Annotated in this window: 12 protein-coding genes and 1 pseudogene; 10 read left to right on the top strand and 3 right to left on the bottom strand. The window is 54.9% G+C overall.

Going from position 1 to position 17,057, the window contains the following annotated elements; genetic code table 11:
• The first annotated feature begins 114 nt into the window (after positions 1-114).
• The 8 genes from CKV99_RS14135 to CKV99_RS00420 all read left to right on the top strand — a co-directional run bounded on the left by CKV99_RS14135 (position 115) and on the right by CKV99_RS00420 (position 7,542).
• The gene (locus CKV99_RS14135) at positions 115-1,200 is read left to right on the top strand and encodes a hypothetical protein (RefSeq protein ID WP_157728305.1); all 1,086 of its coding nucleotides are present in this window, start codon (positions 115-117) and stop codon (positions 1,198-1,200) included.
• Positions 1,197-1,397 (top strand): hypothetical protein, encoded by a 201-nt coding sequence (locus CKV99_RS14140; RefSeq protein WP_157728307.1) that lies wholly within the window; start codon positions 1,197-1,199, stop codon positions 1,395-1,397. Before CKV99_RS14135 ends, CKV99_RS14140 begins: the two co-directional genes overlap by 4 nt.
• An 18-nt stretch (positions 1,398-1,415) precedes the next feature.
• The gene (gene pyrE / locus CKV99_RS00395; protein ID WP_092260987.1) at positions 1,416-2,006 is read left to right on the top strand and encodes an orotate phosphoribosyltransferase; all 591 of its coding nucleotides are present in this window, start codon (positions 1,416-1,418) and stop codon (positions 2,004-2,006) included.
• Positions 1,999-2,655: a TrmH family RNA methyltransferase gene (locus CKV99_RS00400; protein ID WP_092260989.1), complete on the top strand. Its 657-nt coding sequence runs from the start codon at positions 1,999-2,001 to the stop codon at positions 2,653-2,655. The genes pyrE and CKV99_RS00400 overlap by 8 nt, the downstream gene beginning before the upstream one ends.
• Before the next feature lie 34 nt (positions 2,656-2,689).
• Entirely contained in the window at positions 2,690-3,871 is a 1,182-nt protein-coding gene (locus tag CKV99_RS00405; protein WP_092260991.1) for a glycoside hydrolase family 76 protein, read from the top strand.
• Between the two features lie 121 nt (positions 3,872-3,992).
• Positions 3,993-5,027, top strand: a complete 1,035-nt coding sequence (gene fbaA, locus CKV99_RS00410) for a class II fructose-bisphosphate aldolase (protein ID WP_092260993.1) — start codon at positions 3,993-3,995, stop codon at positions 5,025-5,027.
• A 121-nt stretch (positions 5,028-5,148) separates the two neighbouring features.
• The gene (locus CKV99_RS00415; RefSeq protein ID WP_092260995.1) at positions 5,149-6,327 is read left to right on the top strand and encodes a hypothetical protein; all 1,179 of its coding nucleotides are present in this window, start codon (positions 5,149-5,151) and stop codon (positions 6,325-6,327) included.
• 45 nt (positions 6,328-6,372) lie between these two features.
• Entirely contained in the window at positions 6,373-7,542 is a 1,170-nt protein-coding gene (locus tag CKV99_RS00420; RefSeq protein ID WP_092260997.1) for an FUSC family protein, read from the top strand.
• Between the two features lie 836 nt (positions 7,543-8,378).
• Here CKV99_RS00420 and CKV99_RS14615 read toward each other — a convergent pair.
• Positions 8,379-8,981: pseudogene (locus tag CKV99_RS14615) on the bottom strand (IS630 family transposase); the annotation flags it as partial.
• 67 nt (positions 8,982-9,048) lie between these two features.
• Here CKV99_RS14615 and CKV99_RS00440 point away from each other — a divergent pair.
• Positions 9,049-10,383: an IS256 family transposase gene (locus tag CKV99_RS00440; protein WP_197697175.1), complete on the top strand. Its 1,335-nt coding sequence runs from the start codon at positions 9,049-9,051 to the stop codon at positions 10,381-10,383.
• Between the two features lie 413 nt (positions 10,384-10,796).
• On the opposite strand, the gene CKV99_RS14145 is transcribed toward CKV99_RS00440, so the two are convergent.
• Together CKV99_RS14145 and CKV99_RS00450 are read right to left on the bottom strand one after the other, a co-directional pair.
• Positions 10,797-11,267 (bottom strand): hypothetical protein, encoded by a 471-nt coding sequence (locus CKV99_RS14145; RefSeq protein WP_143063456.1) that lies wholly within the window; start codon positions 11,265-11,267, stop codon positions 10,797-10,799.
• 258 nt (positions 11,268-11,525) lie between these two features.
• Positions 11,526-11,810 (bottom strand): transposase, encoded by a 285-nt coding sequence (locus CKV99_RS00450; protein WP_157728311.1) that lies wholly within the window; start codon positions 11,808-11,810, stop codon positions 11,526-11,528.
• 265 nt (positions 11,811-12,075) lie between these two features.
• Between CKV99_RS00450 and CKV99_RS00455 the strand changes: the two genes are divergently transcribed.
• On the top strand, positions 12,076-17,055 hold the full coding sequence (locus tag CKV99_RS00455) for a DEAD/DEAH box helicase (RefSeq protein WP_092259815.1): 4,980 nt from the start codon (positions 12,076-12,078) through the stop codon (positions 17,053-17,055).
• Positions 17,056-17,057 lie beyond the last annotated feature (2 nt).

Consider the following 17,057-nt stretch of genomic DNA (forward strand, 5'->3'; position numbering starts at 1 on the left):
CCCTCGGCGAAATTACGCCAAAGTGACGATCGCCGGGCGGTAACAGGGCCGAACACGCCGGAAGTCGGCCATGAAAAGTGCCGTGGACCTCGTGAAGCGCTAAAATCACTTCCGATGGCATACGTAGCGCTTATTATTGCAGTGCTCGCTCTGATCGGAGCGGGCGTTTTGTTGTACCTAGGCAAGAAGAACGCCGAGCAGATCTCTCAGACTGCTGCTCCGCACGCAGAAGCCCTTGGCCCCACTCCATCCCAGGAGTTTCCGCAGGTAGAGAACGAGATTCTGAAGCGTGACGACGTGCACCACGCTGATTCACAGCTCGACAATGAACACGAGCCGGAACTGGTCGACGAGCACGACCCGGAACCCGAACTTGCTCCGGCACCAGAGCGCGAACCGGACCCGGAACCAGAATCAGAACCGGATCCGGAACCGGTGCGCGAGCCGGAACCAACTTCAGCTCCACATCCAAAGCCAACGCCGCGGCCGATGCGCCGGTCTGGTCTGCAGCTTCCGGGATCGACGCGTCGGGAGCGTCGCGGTTGGGCGGAACAGCGAGAGTTCGAATTCCGCCGCACTGACGAGTACTTGATTGATGAGTGGTCACGTGGTGCGGCTGCGACGGGGGCGGCACCGAAGGACATCGTCCACGGGTTTGTGTACGGCCATGAGATGCTGTTGATGGACTTGGGTGGGGTGAACACCATGGCCATGCGGACGGGTGTTGCCAGTGATGTGGTCGTCGATATGCGTCGCGATGGTTTCCATACCAGTCCGTCTCATGACTTGCTTCAGGTGATGCACATTGAGGGCTTCACGGTGTATGCCACGGAGGTGGGGCCAGCGGAACGCATGATCGACGACCGGGTGATTACGGCGCTGGAGAACCTGCCTGAGGTGGTCAGCGCGGTGTGGTTCGAATCAGATTGGGTGCTGGCGCAAACGCAGCGCGGCTCCGCCCCGAGGATTGGGACGAGATGCTGGCACCTTTGGGCCTGCTTGCGGATGCGGCGCGGGTGCTTCCGCCACAGACGTGGCAGATCCTGGAGTTTGATCATCCCACCCGCGAGATGGGTGAGCCGGTGTCGATCCGGACGGAGCCTCAGCCGGAGCAAGAGGCAGATGTGCTCCCGAATGTGGTGCGCCCCGAGGAGCCGTTGGAGATGCCCACCCGCACGACAGGGACAGTGCGTGGCGTGATGGTTCCACACGCGATCGGTGGCGATGAGGTGGAAGCCATCGCCGACGGACGTGAGCAGACCACGGTGAATGATGGAACGCGTGTGGCACGCGAGAAGAAGCCGCCCAGCATTTTCGATGATGAGACGCAGGGCTCAGGCCACGAGCAAACAGGCCACGAGCAAACAGGCCACGAGCAAACAGGCCACGAGCAGTAAGCGACTAGGATGAGGCACATGGCTCACACACATGCAGGCACACATGCAGATTCACCCGCTGCACACACAATAGATTCCAAGGCTAAGGGGCAGCTAGCGCAGCTGGTCAAGGAGTTAGCGGTGGTCCATGGGAAGGTCACGTTGTCGTCGGGCAAAGAGGCGGATTATTACGTTGATTTGCGCCGCGCGACTTTGCATCATGAGGCATCGCGTCTGATTGGTTTGCTGTTGCGTGAGCTTACTGCTGACTTAGATTATGTGGCTGTGGGTGGGCTGACGCTTGGTGCAGATCCGGTTGCTACGGCTGTGATGCACGCCCCCGGCCGTGATATTAATGCTTTTGTGGTGCGCAAGGAGACGAAGAAGCACGGGATGCAGCGTCGCATTGAGGGCCCGTCGATCGTCGGCAAGCGTGTTCTGGTTGTGGAAGATACAACGACTACGGGCAATTCGCCGTTGACTGCGGTGGAGGCTGTGCGTGCGGAAGGGGCCGAGGTTGTGGCTGTGGCCACGGTGGTGGATCGCGCGACAGGTGCTGGCTCGGTGCTGGCCGAGGCGGGCCTGGAGTACCGCTACGTGCTTGGACTTGAGGATTTAGGCCTTGCGTAACGACGAGCACCCCGGCCCTACCGAATGGGGAGAAGGTAGGCATGGTGTAGGTCCATGGGAAGGTGAGTGGCCGCAGGATTCGCGTTACGACGAACAACTCTTGGCTGACGGGGATACTCGGAATGTGGTGGATGCTTACCGCTACTGGTCGCGTGAGGCGATTGTGGCCGATATTGATCGGCGCCGCCACCCGTTGCACATCGCGATCGAGAACTTTGAAAACGACGCGAATATTGGCACGGTGGTGCGCACGGCCAATGCGTTTGCGGTGGATACGGTGCATATTGTGGGTAGGCGGCGGTGGAATCGTCGGGGTGCGATGGTGACGGACCGGTATCAGCACTTAGCCCATCACACAGATATTGATGCGCTGGTTCAGTGGTGTGCGCAGCGTGATCTGCCGATCGTGGCGATTGACAACACGCCCGGCAGTATTCCTCTAGAAACTGTGTCACTGCCGGAGAAATGTATGCTTGTATTCGGTCAGGAAGGTCCGGGTGTGACTGCTGAGACCCAGGGTGCGGCGATCATGACGTGCTCGATTGCCCAGTTTGGGTCGACGCGTTCGATCAACGCTGGCGTGGCTGCGGGCATCGCGATGCACACGTGGATTCGTCAGCATGCGGACTTGAATAACTCATGGCTGTGAGCCGACGAGAGAAAGAACACTAAGTAGGAGAACTGTGCCAGAGACTTGGGCGCACCGCGCCGATCTAGCTGAAGCCGCTATTACTGAGCGCCATGCCACGCGTTTGTGGCGGATTCCAGGCACCAATCTGGCGATGGTCAGCTGGCCTCCCACTAATAAGGAGCGGTTGTTCATTCATTGGCATTACTGGTGGCAGGCCCATTACTTGGATTGTCAGGTGGATGCCTCGTTGCGCCGCGATACGAAAACTCGCCGCAAGCGCATCGCGTCCACGATCCGCGGCATCAAGATCCGTAACTTGGGCAAGCTGCAAAGCAATCGCTACTACGATGACAAGGCGTGGCTGGCGTTAGCGATGGACCGGGTGGCAGATCTGGATAAGTTTAAGCGGGAAAAGCAGCTCGATGAGCTGGAATTTAACCTGTTGGCGGGCATTGATTCGATTACTGGTGTGCTTCCGTGGCGCAGTGGCGAGACGTTTTATAACGTGCCGTCGAATGGTCCGTCGGCGATCATGATGGCGCGTACTGGCCGGTTGGATCAGGCACGCGAGATCGTCGACTGGATCTATGCCAATCTCATCGCCGACAACGGTTTGGTGATGGATGGTGTGCGTATGCGCATGCATGGCCCCGAAATCGTCGAAACGCAGTACACCTACAACCAGGGGGTGCTGTTGGGCGCGTCGCTGGAGATTGTGCTGGCTTTGCGCAAGGCGGCAGGGCTTGACGACGATGAGGCCATCGACTCCTACGATGCTGCTGAGGAAGCCAGTGAATTCATGGAGTATGTCACCCACATTCGCTCGTTGGTGCAGTCGATTGCGCTGCACATGGCGTCGCCGAAGTCTGTGATATTGGGTGGGGGAGACGGTGACGGTGGCCTGTTCAAGGGGATTTTGGCCCGCTATTTGGCTGATGTTGCTGTGCGCCTGCCTGAAGACTCGCCGGCGAATATTGCGACTCGAAAGGTGGCTCGTCGTTTAGTGCTGGCCAGCGCGGAATCAGTGTGGAACCACCGCCTTGAGATCGACGGGCTGCCCATCTTTTCCTCAGACTGGACCACAGATGCTCGCTTGCCCCACAACTATGGCATGGGCCCGTCTACTGTGAGCGAGGCGATGGGGTTGGTGCGTATCGACGAGCGTGACTTGTCTGTGCAGCTATCAGGCTGGATGTTGCTTGAGGCTGCTGCCCGTGTGGAGGGCCAGAAGTAGGCCGGCGCACCGCGGTGTGCGGGCTGGCGCACTACTTTGCGCATTGCTAGGCACGCGGAGGGAAAAAGGGGCATACTGGTGGTGTATCCCAATTTCGCGACAATGGAGGAAATCAAAGCATATGCCTATCGCAACTCCCGAGGTCTACAACGAAATGCTCGACAAGGCTAAGGCAGGCGGCTACGCCTTCCCAGCCATCAACTGCACCTCGTCTGAGACCATCAACGCTGCACTGAAGGGCTTCGCTGAAGCGGAGTCTGACGGCATCATCCAGTTCTCCACCGGTGGTGCCGAGTTCGGTTCCGGCCTGGCTGTGAAGAACAAGGTTGCAGGTGCTCAGGCACTGGCTGCTTTCGCACACGAGGCTGCGAAGCATTACGGCATTAACGTGGCTCTGCACACCGACCACTGCCAGAAGGAAGTTCTGGACGAGTACGTCCGCCCTCTGATCCAGATTTCGCAGGAGCGCGTTGACCGCGGCGAGCTTCCCCTGTTCCAGTCCCACATGTGGGACGGCTCCGCTATTCCAATCGAAGAAAACCTCGAGATTGCTCAGGAGCTGCTGGAGAAGGCACGCAAAGCCAACATCATCCTCGAGATCGAGATCGGTGTTGTTGGTGGTGAAGAAGACGGTGTGGAGGCAAAGGCCGGCGCTAACCTGTACACCACCAAGGAAGACTTCGAAAAGACCATCGACGCGATTGGTACCGGCGAGGACGGACGTTACTTGTTGGCAGCAACCTTCGGCAATGTTCACGGCGTGTACAAGCCAGGCAATGTGAAGCTGAAGCCAGAGGTGCTAAAGATGGGCCAAGAAACCGCGGTGGAGAAGCTAGGTCTTGAAGCGGGGGCCCAGCCATTCGATTTTGTGTTCCACGGTGGCTCCGGCTCCGAGAAGGAGAAGATCGACGAAGCACTGTCCTATGGCACCATCAAGATGAACGTGGATACTGACACCCAGTACGCGTTCACCCGCCCAATTGTGTCCCACATGTTTGAGAACTACGACGGTGTTTTAAAGATCGACGGTGAGGTGGGCAACAAGAAAGTCTACGACCCACGTTCTTATATGAAGAAGGCTGAGCAGTCCATGTCCGAGCGGATCATTGAGGCATGCAATGACCTAAACTCTGCAGGTAAATCAGTTTCTAAGTAAGTTGAAAAAGTAGCACAGAACGACGTTCGAGATTGCGCCGCACCCTGCTTACCGCCGCCTTTCGCGGGCGGTTTCGGCAAAAATATCTCGAACGTTTTCTTTTACTACTACAGTGGGGCGCATGTTTCGTCGTAAAGCGTTGGCGGCCACGTGCGTGATTGCTGCTGCGGTTGTCGCCCTGCCGTCGTCCGGTGCGCAGCCCTACCAACAAAAAGTCGTTCCTGGCTGGAATAAAGTCGGCGACGAGGAGATGGACAAACTCAAACCCCAAGCGGAAACTACCATTAGAGGGCCTGTGAAGCCGGGGCAGAAAACCTCCTACGAGTTCACGTTCACCCCAGGTATGCATGTCCACGACGCGGGCGATTGGACAGCTCAAACCTGGACCACGTTGGTGGTGTGTGAAGATCCAGATGTTCCCTTTGACCGCGACCCCACCGCCGACGACGTGAGTTGGACCGGTGGCGAAGTCAACAGCGTGCAGGTTGTGCCGGGGCGCACACCCGGTTGCTGGGTTGCGTTGTTTGGCCAGGCGTGGGACCCAGATCAAGGAATTGTGCGCACGAATCAGAACCACCCGCATTTCCGTGAATTTGGTTTCCCGTTCCAACGCATGGCCTATGACGCCCCCAGTGAGATCACCTTGTCTATTCCTGCCACCGTGCAACACGGCGCGGATTCTTTCAACGCTGAAGCAACAATTGAGGTAGGGCGCGTGGTTGACCGTGACCTGCGCACCCTTGATGAAAAAGTGGAAATGACCGGGGCGAAAAACGCCAACGGCTTGTGCTCCTACCGCGCGTCCATGGCAACGGAGTTTGCCCAGCCGGGAATATCGGGGGCATGGGGGTATCTGCTGCAATTCGATTCCAGCCAGGTGGAAGCCCCGCCGGCATGGAAGGAGCAGGGCCGCACATGGCGCGATCTGGGTAAGGCATCGCGGGCGGTAACCACCGTGACCACCCCTGAGGGGGACACCGAAACGCGTGCGGCTTCCGCCGAGCAAATGGAGCCCTGCCTCACCAATCCGCTTGGCGGGCACGTCCCCACCAGACGCACACTTGTAGACCAAATCTTCCCACTAACCAGCGATTTTTCCTCGGATTTGTGGATTGGGCCCGAAGCGACGGCGGATGTGGAGATCGATTTCACCGACCTGTGTATTCCTGGGCTTAAGGTGGGGGATCGCGTTGAGCTTGACGACGACCCGAGCCACCCGCCTTATCGTTTAACGCTTTCGGTTTCCCGGCCCCCAGAGATCGCCATGGCGAAGGCTACGATCAATGCAGAGGTGAAATAGCACGGGCATGAACTAGCACGGGCATGAACTAGCACTGGAGTGATGATGGCTAAACAACGCATGAGCACGCTCGATCGCCTGAAGGTGGTTGAGGGCTCTCTGCAATCACGGGCGCTGCGGGTGCGGAAGCGCTTTTTCGCCATTTTGCAGTCTGCGCTGGCGGCGGGCCTGGCGTTTTGGGTGGCCAGTGAAGTGGTAGGCCACCACCTCCCGTTTTTTGCTCCGATCTCTGTTGTTATCGTGCTGGGTTTTACTGGCGGCGACCGCATTAAGCGAGCCCTTGACATGTCCTTTGGGTGTGTCGTCGGAGTGCTCCTGGGTGATTTACTGTTTGCCAATTTAGGTGCGGGTGGTTGGCAGATCGCGTTGGCGGTGGGCATTAGCCTGATCATCGCATCATTTTTGACAAGTTCTGTTTTGGTGAACAACCAGGTGGCTATCGGTTCGATTTTGATCGCTACCATTATGAGCCCCGATGCCGCCACTACTGGTGTAGACCGCACCATCGACGCCATTATCGGCTCGACCATCGGGTTGCTCACCATTGCATTGTTGCCGTCTTCGCCGTTGGCGTCGGCGCGCCATGAATTGTCCAAGTTGCTGGGTATTTCGTCGTCAGTGCTTGACGACGTCGCCGATGGCTTACGCAACAAAGATGCCTCACTCATTGAGGGGGCGCTGCGTGCCATCCGCGGCACCCAAAACGATATCGACAAGATGCTGGAAGCCACCCGCTCTGGCACGGAGTCGGCCCAATTATCCCCATTCCTGTGGGGGGCTCGTCGTTACGTGCGCTCGATGGGGCGCACCGTAGCACCTGCCGATAACGTGGTGCGCAATGTCCGCGTTTTGGTGCGGCGCGCAATGGTCCTTGTGCAGGACGGTGACAGTGTTAGCGAGCGGCAGCTGGAGATCATCGACGCGCTGGCGAAGTACACGCTAGATCTGTCGGATGTGTTCGAGGTGGGCACTAAGCTGAATCAGGCCACCGAAATCCCGATCTTGGTCAACCAGCTGCGCAAGCTGGGGTCGGAGGTCTCCATGGATGTTGTGGACGATGACAGCGTGCTCAGCGCCTACGTGGTGTTGGCGCAGTCGCGTTCTGTCATCGTTGACTTGCTGCAGATTTGTGGCATGTCGCGTGCATCCTCGATGGCGGTGTTGGCCCCGACCTCGGATACGCCGGCCTACCCGCCGGAGTTGTGGGAAGAATAAGAGCGCTTTACGACGCCCGGCCGCGCCCGAAGCGTGGGAAAGACGAGTGTGTTACCCAAGATCTATAGCTGTACCAAGATCTGCTTGAACTGGGGTTTTCTACCCGACGTCGAATCGGGCGTCGAACTTGGCACAGTCCAGGTCTTCGTTTTTCGGCTTAAGGGGCAGAATCCGGGCGAGAGACGGAGCCCGCCAGCCTACAACCTTGCACGGTCGAACCTGTCCCGCAGCGGCGAGGTGTCGACATACACTCGCTTGTCGCCCCTCATGGCTGCGGAGCTAGTTCTAACCAACCGCCGACTCGTTTCGTGGGACGTGTGATCGGCAGCGTAGGTCGGGCCGAATCTGGCGGGACCAGCTTTCCGACGGGCGTCCCGTTGTCGGTGATAAGAAAAGACTGCCCCTCGCTTACAGCTGAAGTGCTTTTCCAAAGTCGTTGCGGAGTTCTCTCTGGGATAGGTGCTTGTGATTTGGGTAGTCGCGCACGCTCATCTCGTTAGCGCAACATGAGTGCTGCGCGATGAACCTCGATACTGTGGCGGTGTCCTTAGCTAGCCCGGATTTTTCATCGTGGTTTTGGTTGTGGTTGGTGTGGGGTGGAGTGAAGATCCGGAGGCGTTGTAGACGAGTGATGATCCAGGTCAGCAGTGATGCATGTGGATGGGACCCGTCGTAGCGGATAGTGCTTGTACATGCACTGCGTGTGAATTTCGGAAGCGATTGATAACAGTCGGCCACGTAGTGTTTTTGGTTCCCTTGAGCTACCACCGTTGTGTGCCGGTGGCGGCATACGCCTCGACTCTCTCTGGGTTGATGCCTAGTGTAGTGTCCTTTAATTAAGTGTCTAGTTGTTGTTTGTTTATAACGTCGTGGAGGGTGCGGCGGCCGCGTTCGATCTTTTTGAGGATGGATTCTGCGTCGGCGACCCATGTGAATGGTTGTGGGTTGGTGTTTCGTTTGTCGATCCATTCGTGGATGGTGGTTTCTAAGTGTTTTACTGAGGTGAATGCTTGATTGCGGATGACCTTGGTCGTCAAGATCCCGAAGAAGCGTTCTACCTGGTTGAGCCACGATGATGATGTGGGGGTGAAATGGAATTGGAACCGGGGATGGGTATCGAGTCAGGCTTTGATATTAGAGTGTTTGTGGGTGGCGTAGTTATCTAACACGATATGGACATCGAGATCGGCAGGTACTGTTGCATCGATACGTTTTAAGAAGGTCATAAATTCTTGGTGGCGATGGCGTGCGGACATCTGGCTGATCACTTTCCCGGTAGCGACATCCAACGCAGCAAACAAGCTGGAGGTTCCATGGCGTTTGTAGTCATGGGTCATGGTTTTTGCATGCCCCAGTGTCATCGGCAGGGATGGTTGGGTCCGGTCTAATGCTTGGATCGAGGATTTCTCATCAACACATAACACCACAGCTTTTTCTGGGATGGTGTCAGATGGTTTGTGTGTGGGATACCGATCCTGCATGAGGAGATGAACCACAATGACGACTATGACGCGACGTGATCCAGAGGATAAAGCTCGGATTGATGCTATTGAGGAGAAACTGCTTGCCAATCCTGAGGTAGCTAAAATCATCAAGGAGCTTGCAACCTCTACTACGGATGCCAATGAACTGGTCAGGGGCATGCTGCAAGCCTCGCTATCGGCAGCATTGCAGGCGGAAATGGATGTCCACCTCGGCTATCAGTCTGGTGACAGGGCAGCCAAAAACGCTGCTCGGGCTGATAACCACCGCAATGGCAGCTATCCAAAGACCGTGGATTCTAACTATGGGCCTGTCACCATTGATGTGCCCCGTGATCGGCAGGGGACGTTTGTTCCGACGATGGTGCCTAAAGGAGTACGTCGCCTGACCGATGTCGATGACATGATCGTTAGTTTGTATGCCGGTGGGATGACCATCCGTGATATCCAACACCACCTAGCCACAGCCTTGAAGATCGATGTGTCGCATGAGACGATCTCTGCGGTTACTGATGCAGTGCTCGACGAAGTACTGCAGTGGCAAAGCCGCCAGCTAGATGAGTTCTACCCCGTGGTGTTCCTCGATGCACTGCGTATCAAAGTCCGTGATGGTGGGCGAGTGGTCAACAAGTCTGCTTATCTGGCTATCGGGGTGGATATGGACGGTATTAAGCACATCCTGGGTATTTGGATTGCCAAAGAAGAAGGAGCCTCGTTCTGGGCACAGGTCTGTTCCCACCTGGCTAACCGGGGTGTTAAAGACGTTTTCATCGTGTGCTGTGATGGGTTGAAAGGCCTGCCAGAAGCAGTCGAAGCGACCTGGCCGAACTCGATGGTTCAAACCTGTATCGTCCACCTGATCAGGGCAGCCAACCGGTGGGTTGCGTACGGGGACCGTAAAGCAGTATCAGCGGCTTTAAAGCAGATCTACACCGCTGCTGATGAGGACCAGGCAGCGCAAGCGTTAGAACACTTTGCTGCAACTGAGCTGGGGCAGAAATATCCGCAATCAGTGAAAGTGTGGCGCGATGCGTGGGATCGGTTTATACCGTTTCTACAGTTCCCGCCAGCAGCGAGGAAGGTGATCTACACGACGAATTCGATTGAATCGTTTAACAATCAACTACGTAAAGCCACCCGTAATAGGGTGCAGTTCACTAACGATGAATCCGCAGTCAAGACGCTGTGGTTGATGATCTGCAATATCGAAGATCGCCGTGCCGCCAAACGAGCCAAAGAAGGCAAAAAGGTTGCTGCCACAGCCGGACGCCTCATAGAAGGTGCACGCGTGGCAGGGTGGAAACAAGCCATCAACCAAATGTCCGTAGCCTACCCCGACCGCTTCCAAAACTACCTATAAAATCAACCCCACACACAAACAACTTGACACCCTCTTTTCTGGCGGGTTGAGATACATCCGGTCATGCGCTCAATGTGACATCAAGCCCTACGCTAGGACGGGGGACCAGAGAAAAAGAACCCAAATGCTATGGTAATAATAATCACCGGTGATAGTACAGTTAGAAACGCTGCTATATACAGGTCATACTTTCTTGCCTTATGTGCCAAATAACAATTCAGAACACAGATAGCGACTAGCACTAGACTAGTAATAACCACCGAAGGCCACCACCACTGTCTGCCGATAATCCAAAATAGATAACTGGAGACGAAGGCAACAGCCATTGCGCCCCACCCAAGTAAACGGGCGGACCTTAGGTATGACAAGTCTTGATGTGCTGAGTCGTCAATTCCCATTTCCGTATCCTTTTATTAGACCTTGCAACCATGCCACAAAGGTACAGCCACGATAGCCGCTTCAAGGTAGGTTCGTGACCATCCAGAGTAGTGATTTCTAATCTCTCGCAGTTTTCTAACAAATTCACGATCGCAATCACAGACTGGACGTTTAATATTCAAGCAATGATCGTGACCCATACAGGCCCGATCCAATGAATTAATTGGGTCTCCAGGGCCAGAGTTGTTCTTACCACACCAGTTACCATAGTTAGTCGGATTCAGATCTCGTAACTGCTTATCGGATTTAGTGGTATTATAGTCGACCAGTAGGTAATTAGCTTGTTCTCCGATTTCAACGATACGTGGGTCTACATTATTCTCCGCAGCTCGTTTCGTATCGAATCCTTTCGAACCATCTAACCCGATTAGTAGATACTCATCAAGAGTGGACTGGATGGTCTTTTCGTCTGGAAATGCGGTAACCGATTCTTCGGTTAAAGCCACACTCTCTGAAGGTTCGGCTTGCGCTTCCGATGCGGAAGCGATAAACCCAAAGACTGTAACTATTGTAACTAGTAGGCTTACTATCGCAGTGGTAGTCGGACGAGACGAAGCAAATCGTATTCTCATTGAAGACTCCTTTCACTGCTAGTTCGATGTGGACTAGCCTAGTGCTTCTTCCTCAGAAACAGCAGTGAAATACCAGACGAATTTTTCATACCTCAAGCAGTCTGGGCATCATGGTCACCGGAAACCTTGGGTTTACGGCGCCTTGTTTGCCCAAAGTGGTAGATCACCGGATAGATGTCCGGGGTTAGTGCTCCTTGGCAAGCAAGGCGGCTGCTTTTTTAAAAACTCGTTTTCTCGTTCCAGCTCAGCGATACGTTTGGTCATTTCGGCAGGGTCATCCAAGTTCGGGTCAGCCTTACGGCGATGACTGCCTGAACCGGTACCAGCGGTGCCTTGCTGTTGGGCGACCCAGCGACCCAAGGTCGAGGTAGCGATGTCATACTCGACAGCGACCTCAGCCCGGGTCTTACCTAACACAACAACAGCGTCAACACATTGCTGACGGAACTGCTGAAGAATATTGACGAGGCATGATCACTCACCTTCCAGATCAGTGAGTTTCACTGTCCACCAGAATCATGGCACGCCAGAAGTTGGGAAATGGGCGAGGGAGTTAATCTATTCTCGTCTACAGATGGCAGGGGTTCATCCTCCGGAATTCTAATCCCCGGAATGAGCGAGATAAAGTGTTACGCGGATGTTGTGGGAATACTACCACTGCCAACAAGGCATAATGTCCCCTATGGCTACATTCACTGACGCGATCGACCAGCTGCGCACCCTCCTTTCTAAATCGGAGCAGGGGTTGGCCTTCGAAAAGTTGATGGTCAATTACTTCACAACGGATCCCACGCTGTCTAGTGAATATTCAGAGGTGTACCGCTGGGTGGATTGGCCCTACAACGGCGGCAAGGCGGATACCGGTATTGATCTCGTCGCAAAGCGTGCCGACGATGGTGCCTGGACAGCGATCCAGTGCAAGTTCTATCAGCCCACCACCTACATGCAAAAGGGGCAGCTGGATTCCTTCTTCGAGGCATCGGGCCGTTCCTTCCAAACAGAGAACGGCACAGAGCAGTTTGCCAATCGCTTGATCATTTCCACGACAGATAATTGGTCTGCTAACGCGGAATCCATGCTGGAAAACCAAATCATTGCCACTAACCGCATTGGTACTGCAGCCATTTCGGAGTCCCCCATTAACTGGGACATTGCCTATCCGGGCTCCGAGATCTCAGTCAACCTCACGCTGCGTGAGACCTATGAGCCCCGCCCTCACCAGGAAACCGCTATTGAGAAAACTCTCCAAGGTTTTAAAACCCATGATCGCGGAAAACTCATTATGGCTTGCGGTACTGGAAAAACCTTTACTGCGCTGCGCCTGGCGGAGCGCGTCGCGGAGCAGACTCATGGAAAGGCACGGGTGCTTTTCCTGGTGCCGTCGATTAGCTTGCTGTCCCAGACGCTCAAAGAGTGGACGGCCCAGGCCCGGCTTGATCTGCGCAGCTACGCGGTGTGTTCCGACACGAAGGTGGGTAAGAAAGCCGAGGACATCGCTTCGTATGATCTTGAGGTCCCAGTTTCTACCGACGGCAGAGATATAGCCGAGCGCCTGTCTAAACGCAAGCGCGCTGCAGGGCTTACGGTTGTGTTCTCCACTTACCAGTCTCTTCCTGCCATCCATGACGCCCAGCAGCACGGCCTTGCAGACTTTGACCTTGTTATTTGCGATGAAGCCCATCGCACTACTGGTGCAACACTGGCCGGCGAGGACCCGTCGAATTTCTCCCGCATCCACGACAACTCCTATATCAAGGCCACCAAGCGTTTGTATATGACTGCTACCCCGAGGCTTTTCGACGACACCGTCAAGGATAAAGCCACCGAGCATTCCGCTGAGCTTTACTCAATGGATGATGAGGGTATTTATGGCCCGGAGTTTCACCGCCTCGGTTTTGGTGAAGCCGTGGATAAGGGCCTGCTTACTGACTACAAAGTGCTTGTGATGACAGTCGATGAGACCGTCGCTGCCGATGCCATGGGAAAGTTCAACACCGCTGGTGGCTCTGATATTAACCTCACTACTGGTTCTGCGATGATCGGCGTGTGGAATGCGCTGGCTAAACGCACCGGTAAAGCTCAGGGCACACGCGCTGGTTTTGAAGAAGATGCCCACCCGATGCAGCGCACAGTGGCTTTCGCTAAGGACATTAAAACTTCCAAGGCGATTACCCAGTCTTTCCCACTGCTGATCAATTCGCACCGTGAAACCCTGCATGAGAAGTCCGTCCTCCAGGACGTGCAAACACTCAATATGGACCTAGAGGTCCAGGCCCAGCTTGTCGACGGCTCCATGAATGCCCTGGAACGTAACACGAAGCTGACCTGGCTGGAATCAGCTATCCCGGAAAACCAATCACGCATTCTTACTAACGCGCGTTGCTTGTCCGAAGGTGTCGACGTCCCGGCCCTGGATGCCGTCGTGTTCTTCAATCCCCGCAACTCGATGGTCGATGTTGTCCAGTCGGTAGGGCGTGTGATGCGCAAGTCAGAGGGCAAGGATTATGGCTACATTATTCTTCCTATTGCTGTGCCGCCGAATAAGTCTCCGTCGGAAGTTCTCAACGATAACCAGCGTTTCAAAGTGGTGTGGCAGATCCTCAACGCGTTGCGCGCCCATGATGATCGCTTCAACGCCAAAATTAACTCCATCGCGCTCAATGAGACCACCCCGGATGAGGTCTTGCCTATTGAGGTGCAGCATGTCGCGGACCCGGAGCTTCAGGCACAGAAGAAGCTTGCCGCTGCCGATCGGGAAGGCGATCACAACACGGACTCAGCTGCGTATGACGATGCTTCTGCCGTCACCCAGCTTGCCGTGTTTTCCCTTGAGCAGTGGCAGGAAGCGATCTACACCAAGCTCGTCGACAAGGTGGGTACACGCACCTACTGGGAGGATTGGGCCGATGATGTGGCTGATATTTCCCAGGCACAGATCACCCGGATTAAGGCTTTGCTTGCGCGTGCCGACGATCGCCTGCGTGAAGAATTCGACACCTTCGTCGAGGGGCTGCGCGGCAATCTTAATGATTCAATCACGGACGATGAGGCAATCAGTATGCTCTCCCAGCATTTGATTACCGCGCCTGTGTTTAATGCGCTGTTTGCGGAGCATGACTTTGCTGCCCAGAACCCGGTTTCGCGGGTGATGCAGCGCATGGTTGATGCTCTGCATGATAGTGATCTTGATTCTGAGACTGATTCCCTGAATAAGTTTTATGACTCTGTTCGTATTCGCGCCTCGGAGGTTACCAGTGCCAGTGGTAAGCAACAGGTGATCCGCGAACTTTATGAGCGTTTCTTCCAAAAGGCCTTCAAAAAGCAGGCCGACGCTCTGGGAATTGTGTACACCCCGGTTGAGATTGTGGATTTTATCATCCGCGCTGCTAATGGTGCTTTGGAGAAGCATTTTGGGCGTTCGCTGAGCGACGAAAGCGTGCACATCCTCGACCCGTTTACGGGTACCGGCACCTTCATTGTCCGGTTACTGCAGTCTGGTTTGATCGAGCCGAAGGATTTGGCACGTAAGTATGCCTTGGAGCTGCACGCGACCGAGATCATGCTGCTGGCCTACTACGTGGCTGCGGTGAATATTGAAACAACGTATAACGCGCTGGTGGAGGAGGCCGCACGGCGCGAGGACTTGCCGGAACCAGATTATGTTCCGTTCGAAGGTATTGCCCTGGCTGATACCTTCCAGGTTCATGAGGGTGATGATTCCCTGGATCTGCAGGTTTTCAGAGACAATAACGAGCGTATTGAACGGCAGAAAAATGCCCCGATTCACGTGATTCTTGGTAACCCACCGTATAGCGTTGGCCAATCAAGCGCCAATGACAATAACGCGAACTTGAAGTATCCATCGCTGGATAAGCGGATCGAAGAAACCTACGCTGCGAAATCCACTGCAACGCTCAAGAACTCGTTGTATGACTCCTATCTGCGTGCTTTCCGCTGGGCCACGGACCGCATCGGCGACCACGGTGTCGTCGCCTTTGTGTCCAATGGTGGATGGCTCGATGCGAACACCGGCGATGGTATTCGGCTGAGCTTGGCCGAGGAGTTTTCCGCAGTTTACGTATTTAACCTGCGGGGGAATCAACGTACTGCTGGAGAACAGTCTCGCAAGGAGGGCGGTAAAGTCTTCGGTTCTGGTTCACGCGCGACCATTGCGATCTTCGTTGGTGTAAAGAAAGAGTCTGACTCGGATGCGAGCTGCACTATTTTCTACCGCGATATCGGTGATTATCTCAGCACAGTGGAGAAGCTGGAGATCGTCAACCATGCGACGCTTGAGACACTTCCTTGGGAGTCCATTACGCCGAATACGTACGGTGACTGGCTTAGCCAGCGCTCCGATGATTTTGCAACGTGGCCAGTACTCGGCAGCAAAAACCAAGAATCAACTAACTTCTTCAAAACTTATTCTGGGGGACTAAAAACTAACAGGGATACATGGAATTACAATTTCCGGAAGCGTTCAGTTACTGAAAACTCTGAGAAATTACTGGAGACTTATCTTTTAGCACTCAAAAGATTTTCCAGCTCAGGTCTATCAGTTTCAGAATTTTTCGCGGTTAATCCTGATTTTCTGTCCAAAGATAGAATTAAGTGGTCTTCTTCTCTTGAGTCGTCTTTGTCACGCGCCATCAAGGCACCAACGTCGTCTTTGGATTTGCGTGTGGCCGAATTCCGGCCATTTGTAAAGCAACATGCAAATTTCATTGATTTCTTAAACGACCGCCGCGGCCAGCTCCCCTCAATGTTTCCCACCCCAGAACACGACAACCTAGGTATTGCAGTTGTCAGCCCAGGCGAGGTTGCAAGCTTCATGCCGCTAGGAACCGATCGCTTGCCAGATTTGCACCTAATCGCTACATCGCAGTTTTTCTCGCGGTGGACGTGGGAGCCGGTTGAAACCCCTGAGGGGCAGCTTGATTTTGGTGCAGGGGCTTCGTCGACAAGCGAAAAGGGCGTTGAAGGCGAAGTCCTGGACGGCTACCGGCGAGTAGATAACATCACCGACGAGATCTTAGCGATCTACCGTGACGCGCTCGGTTTTACTGTCACAAAGGATGACATTTTCTATTTTGTGTACGGCAAACTGCATGATCCGGTGTATCGGGAGACGTATGCGGCGGATTTGAAAAAGATGCTGCCGCATATTGAGACGCCGGGGACTCGCGAGGAGTTCGATAAGTTTGCTGCTGCGGGCCGCGAACTGATGGGCCTCCACGTTGGATACGAGGACGTAGAGCCATACCCGCTGGATGTTCACGTCAAGGGAGATCCGGAGGATCGGGAAACCTGGCGGGTCCTGAAACTGAAATGGGCCAAGAAGAAAGACCCCGAGACCGGCAAGAACGTCAATGATGTGACGCGGATGATCTACAACAAACACGTGACGATCTCCGGGATTCCGGCGGAAGCTGATGAGTACATGCTGGGGTCGCGCTCGGCGCTGGCGTGGATTATTGACCGGTACCAGGTGAAGAAAGATAAGGCATCGGGGATCGTGAACGACCCAAACGATTGGGCGGATGAGGTGGGTAACCCGCGCTACATTGTGGATCTGATTGGGAAGGTCACGCGAGTGGCGGTGGAGACCGTGCGAATTGTGGATTCTCTCCGTCCAACACATCACACTGAGGCAGCTGAGTAAGC

The sequence above is a fragment of the Corynebacterium cystitidis genome (assembly GCF_900187295.1).
GTDB classification, from domain to species: Bacteria; Actinomycetota; Actinomycetes; order Mycobacteriales; family Mycobacteriaceae; genus Corynebacterium; species Corynebacterium cystitidis.

Coding starts and splice junctions, on each gene's coding strand:
- CKV99_RS14135 (WP_157728305.1), top strand. CDS start 115: ATGGCATACGTAGCGCTTATTATTGCAGTGCTCGCTCTGATCGGAGCG.
- pyrE (WP_092260987.1), top strand. CDS start 1,416: ATGGCTCACACACATGCAGGCACACATGCAGATTCACCCGCTGCACAC.
- fbaA (WP_092260993.1), top strand. CDS start 3,993: ATGCCTATCGCAACTCCCGAGGTCTACAACGAAATGCTCGACAAGGCT.
- CKV99_RS00415 (WP_092260995.1), top strand. CDS start 5,149: ATGTTTCGTCGTAAAGCGTTGGCGGCCACGTGCGTGATTGCTGCTGCG.
- CKV99_RS00420 (WP_092260997.1), top strand. CDS start 6,373: ATGGCTAAACAACGCATGAGCACGCTCGATCGCCTGAAGGTGGTTGAG.
- CKV99_RS00440 (WP_197697175.1), top strand. CDS start 9,049: ATGACGCGACGTGATCCAGAGGATAAAGCTCGGATTGATGCTATTGAG.
- CKV99_RS00455 (WP_092259815.1), top strand. CDS start 12,076: ATGGCTACATTCACTGACGCGATCGACCAGCTGCGCACCCTCCTTTCT.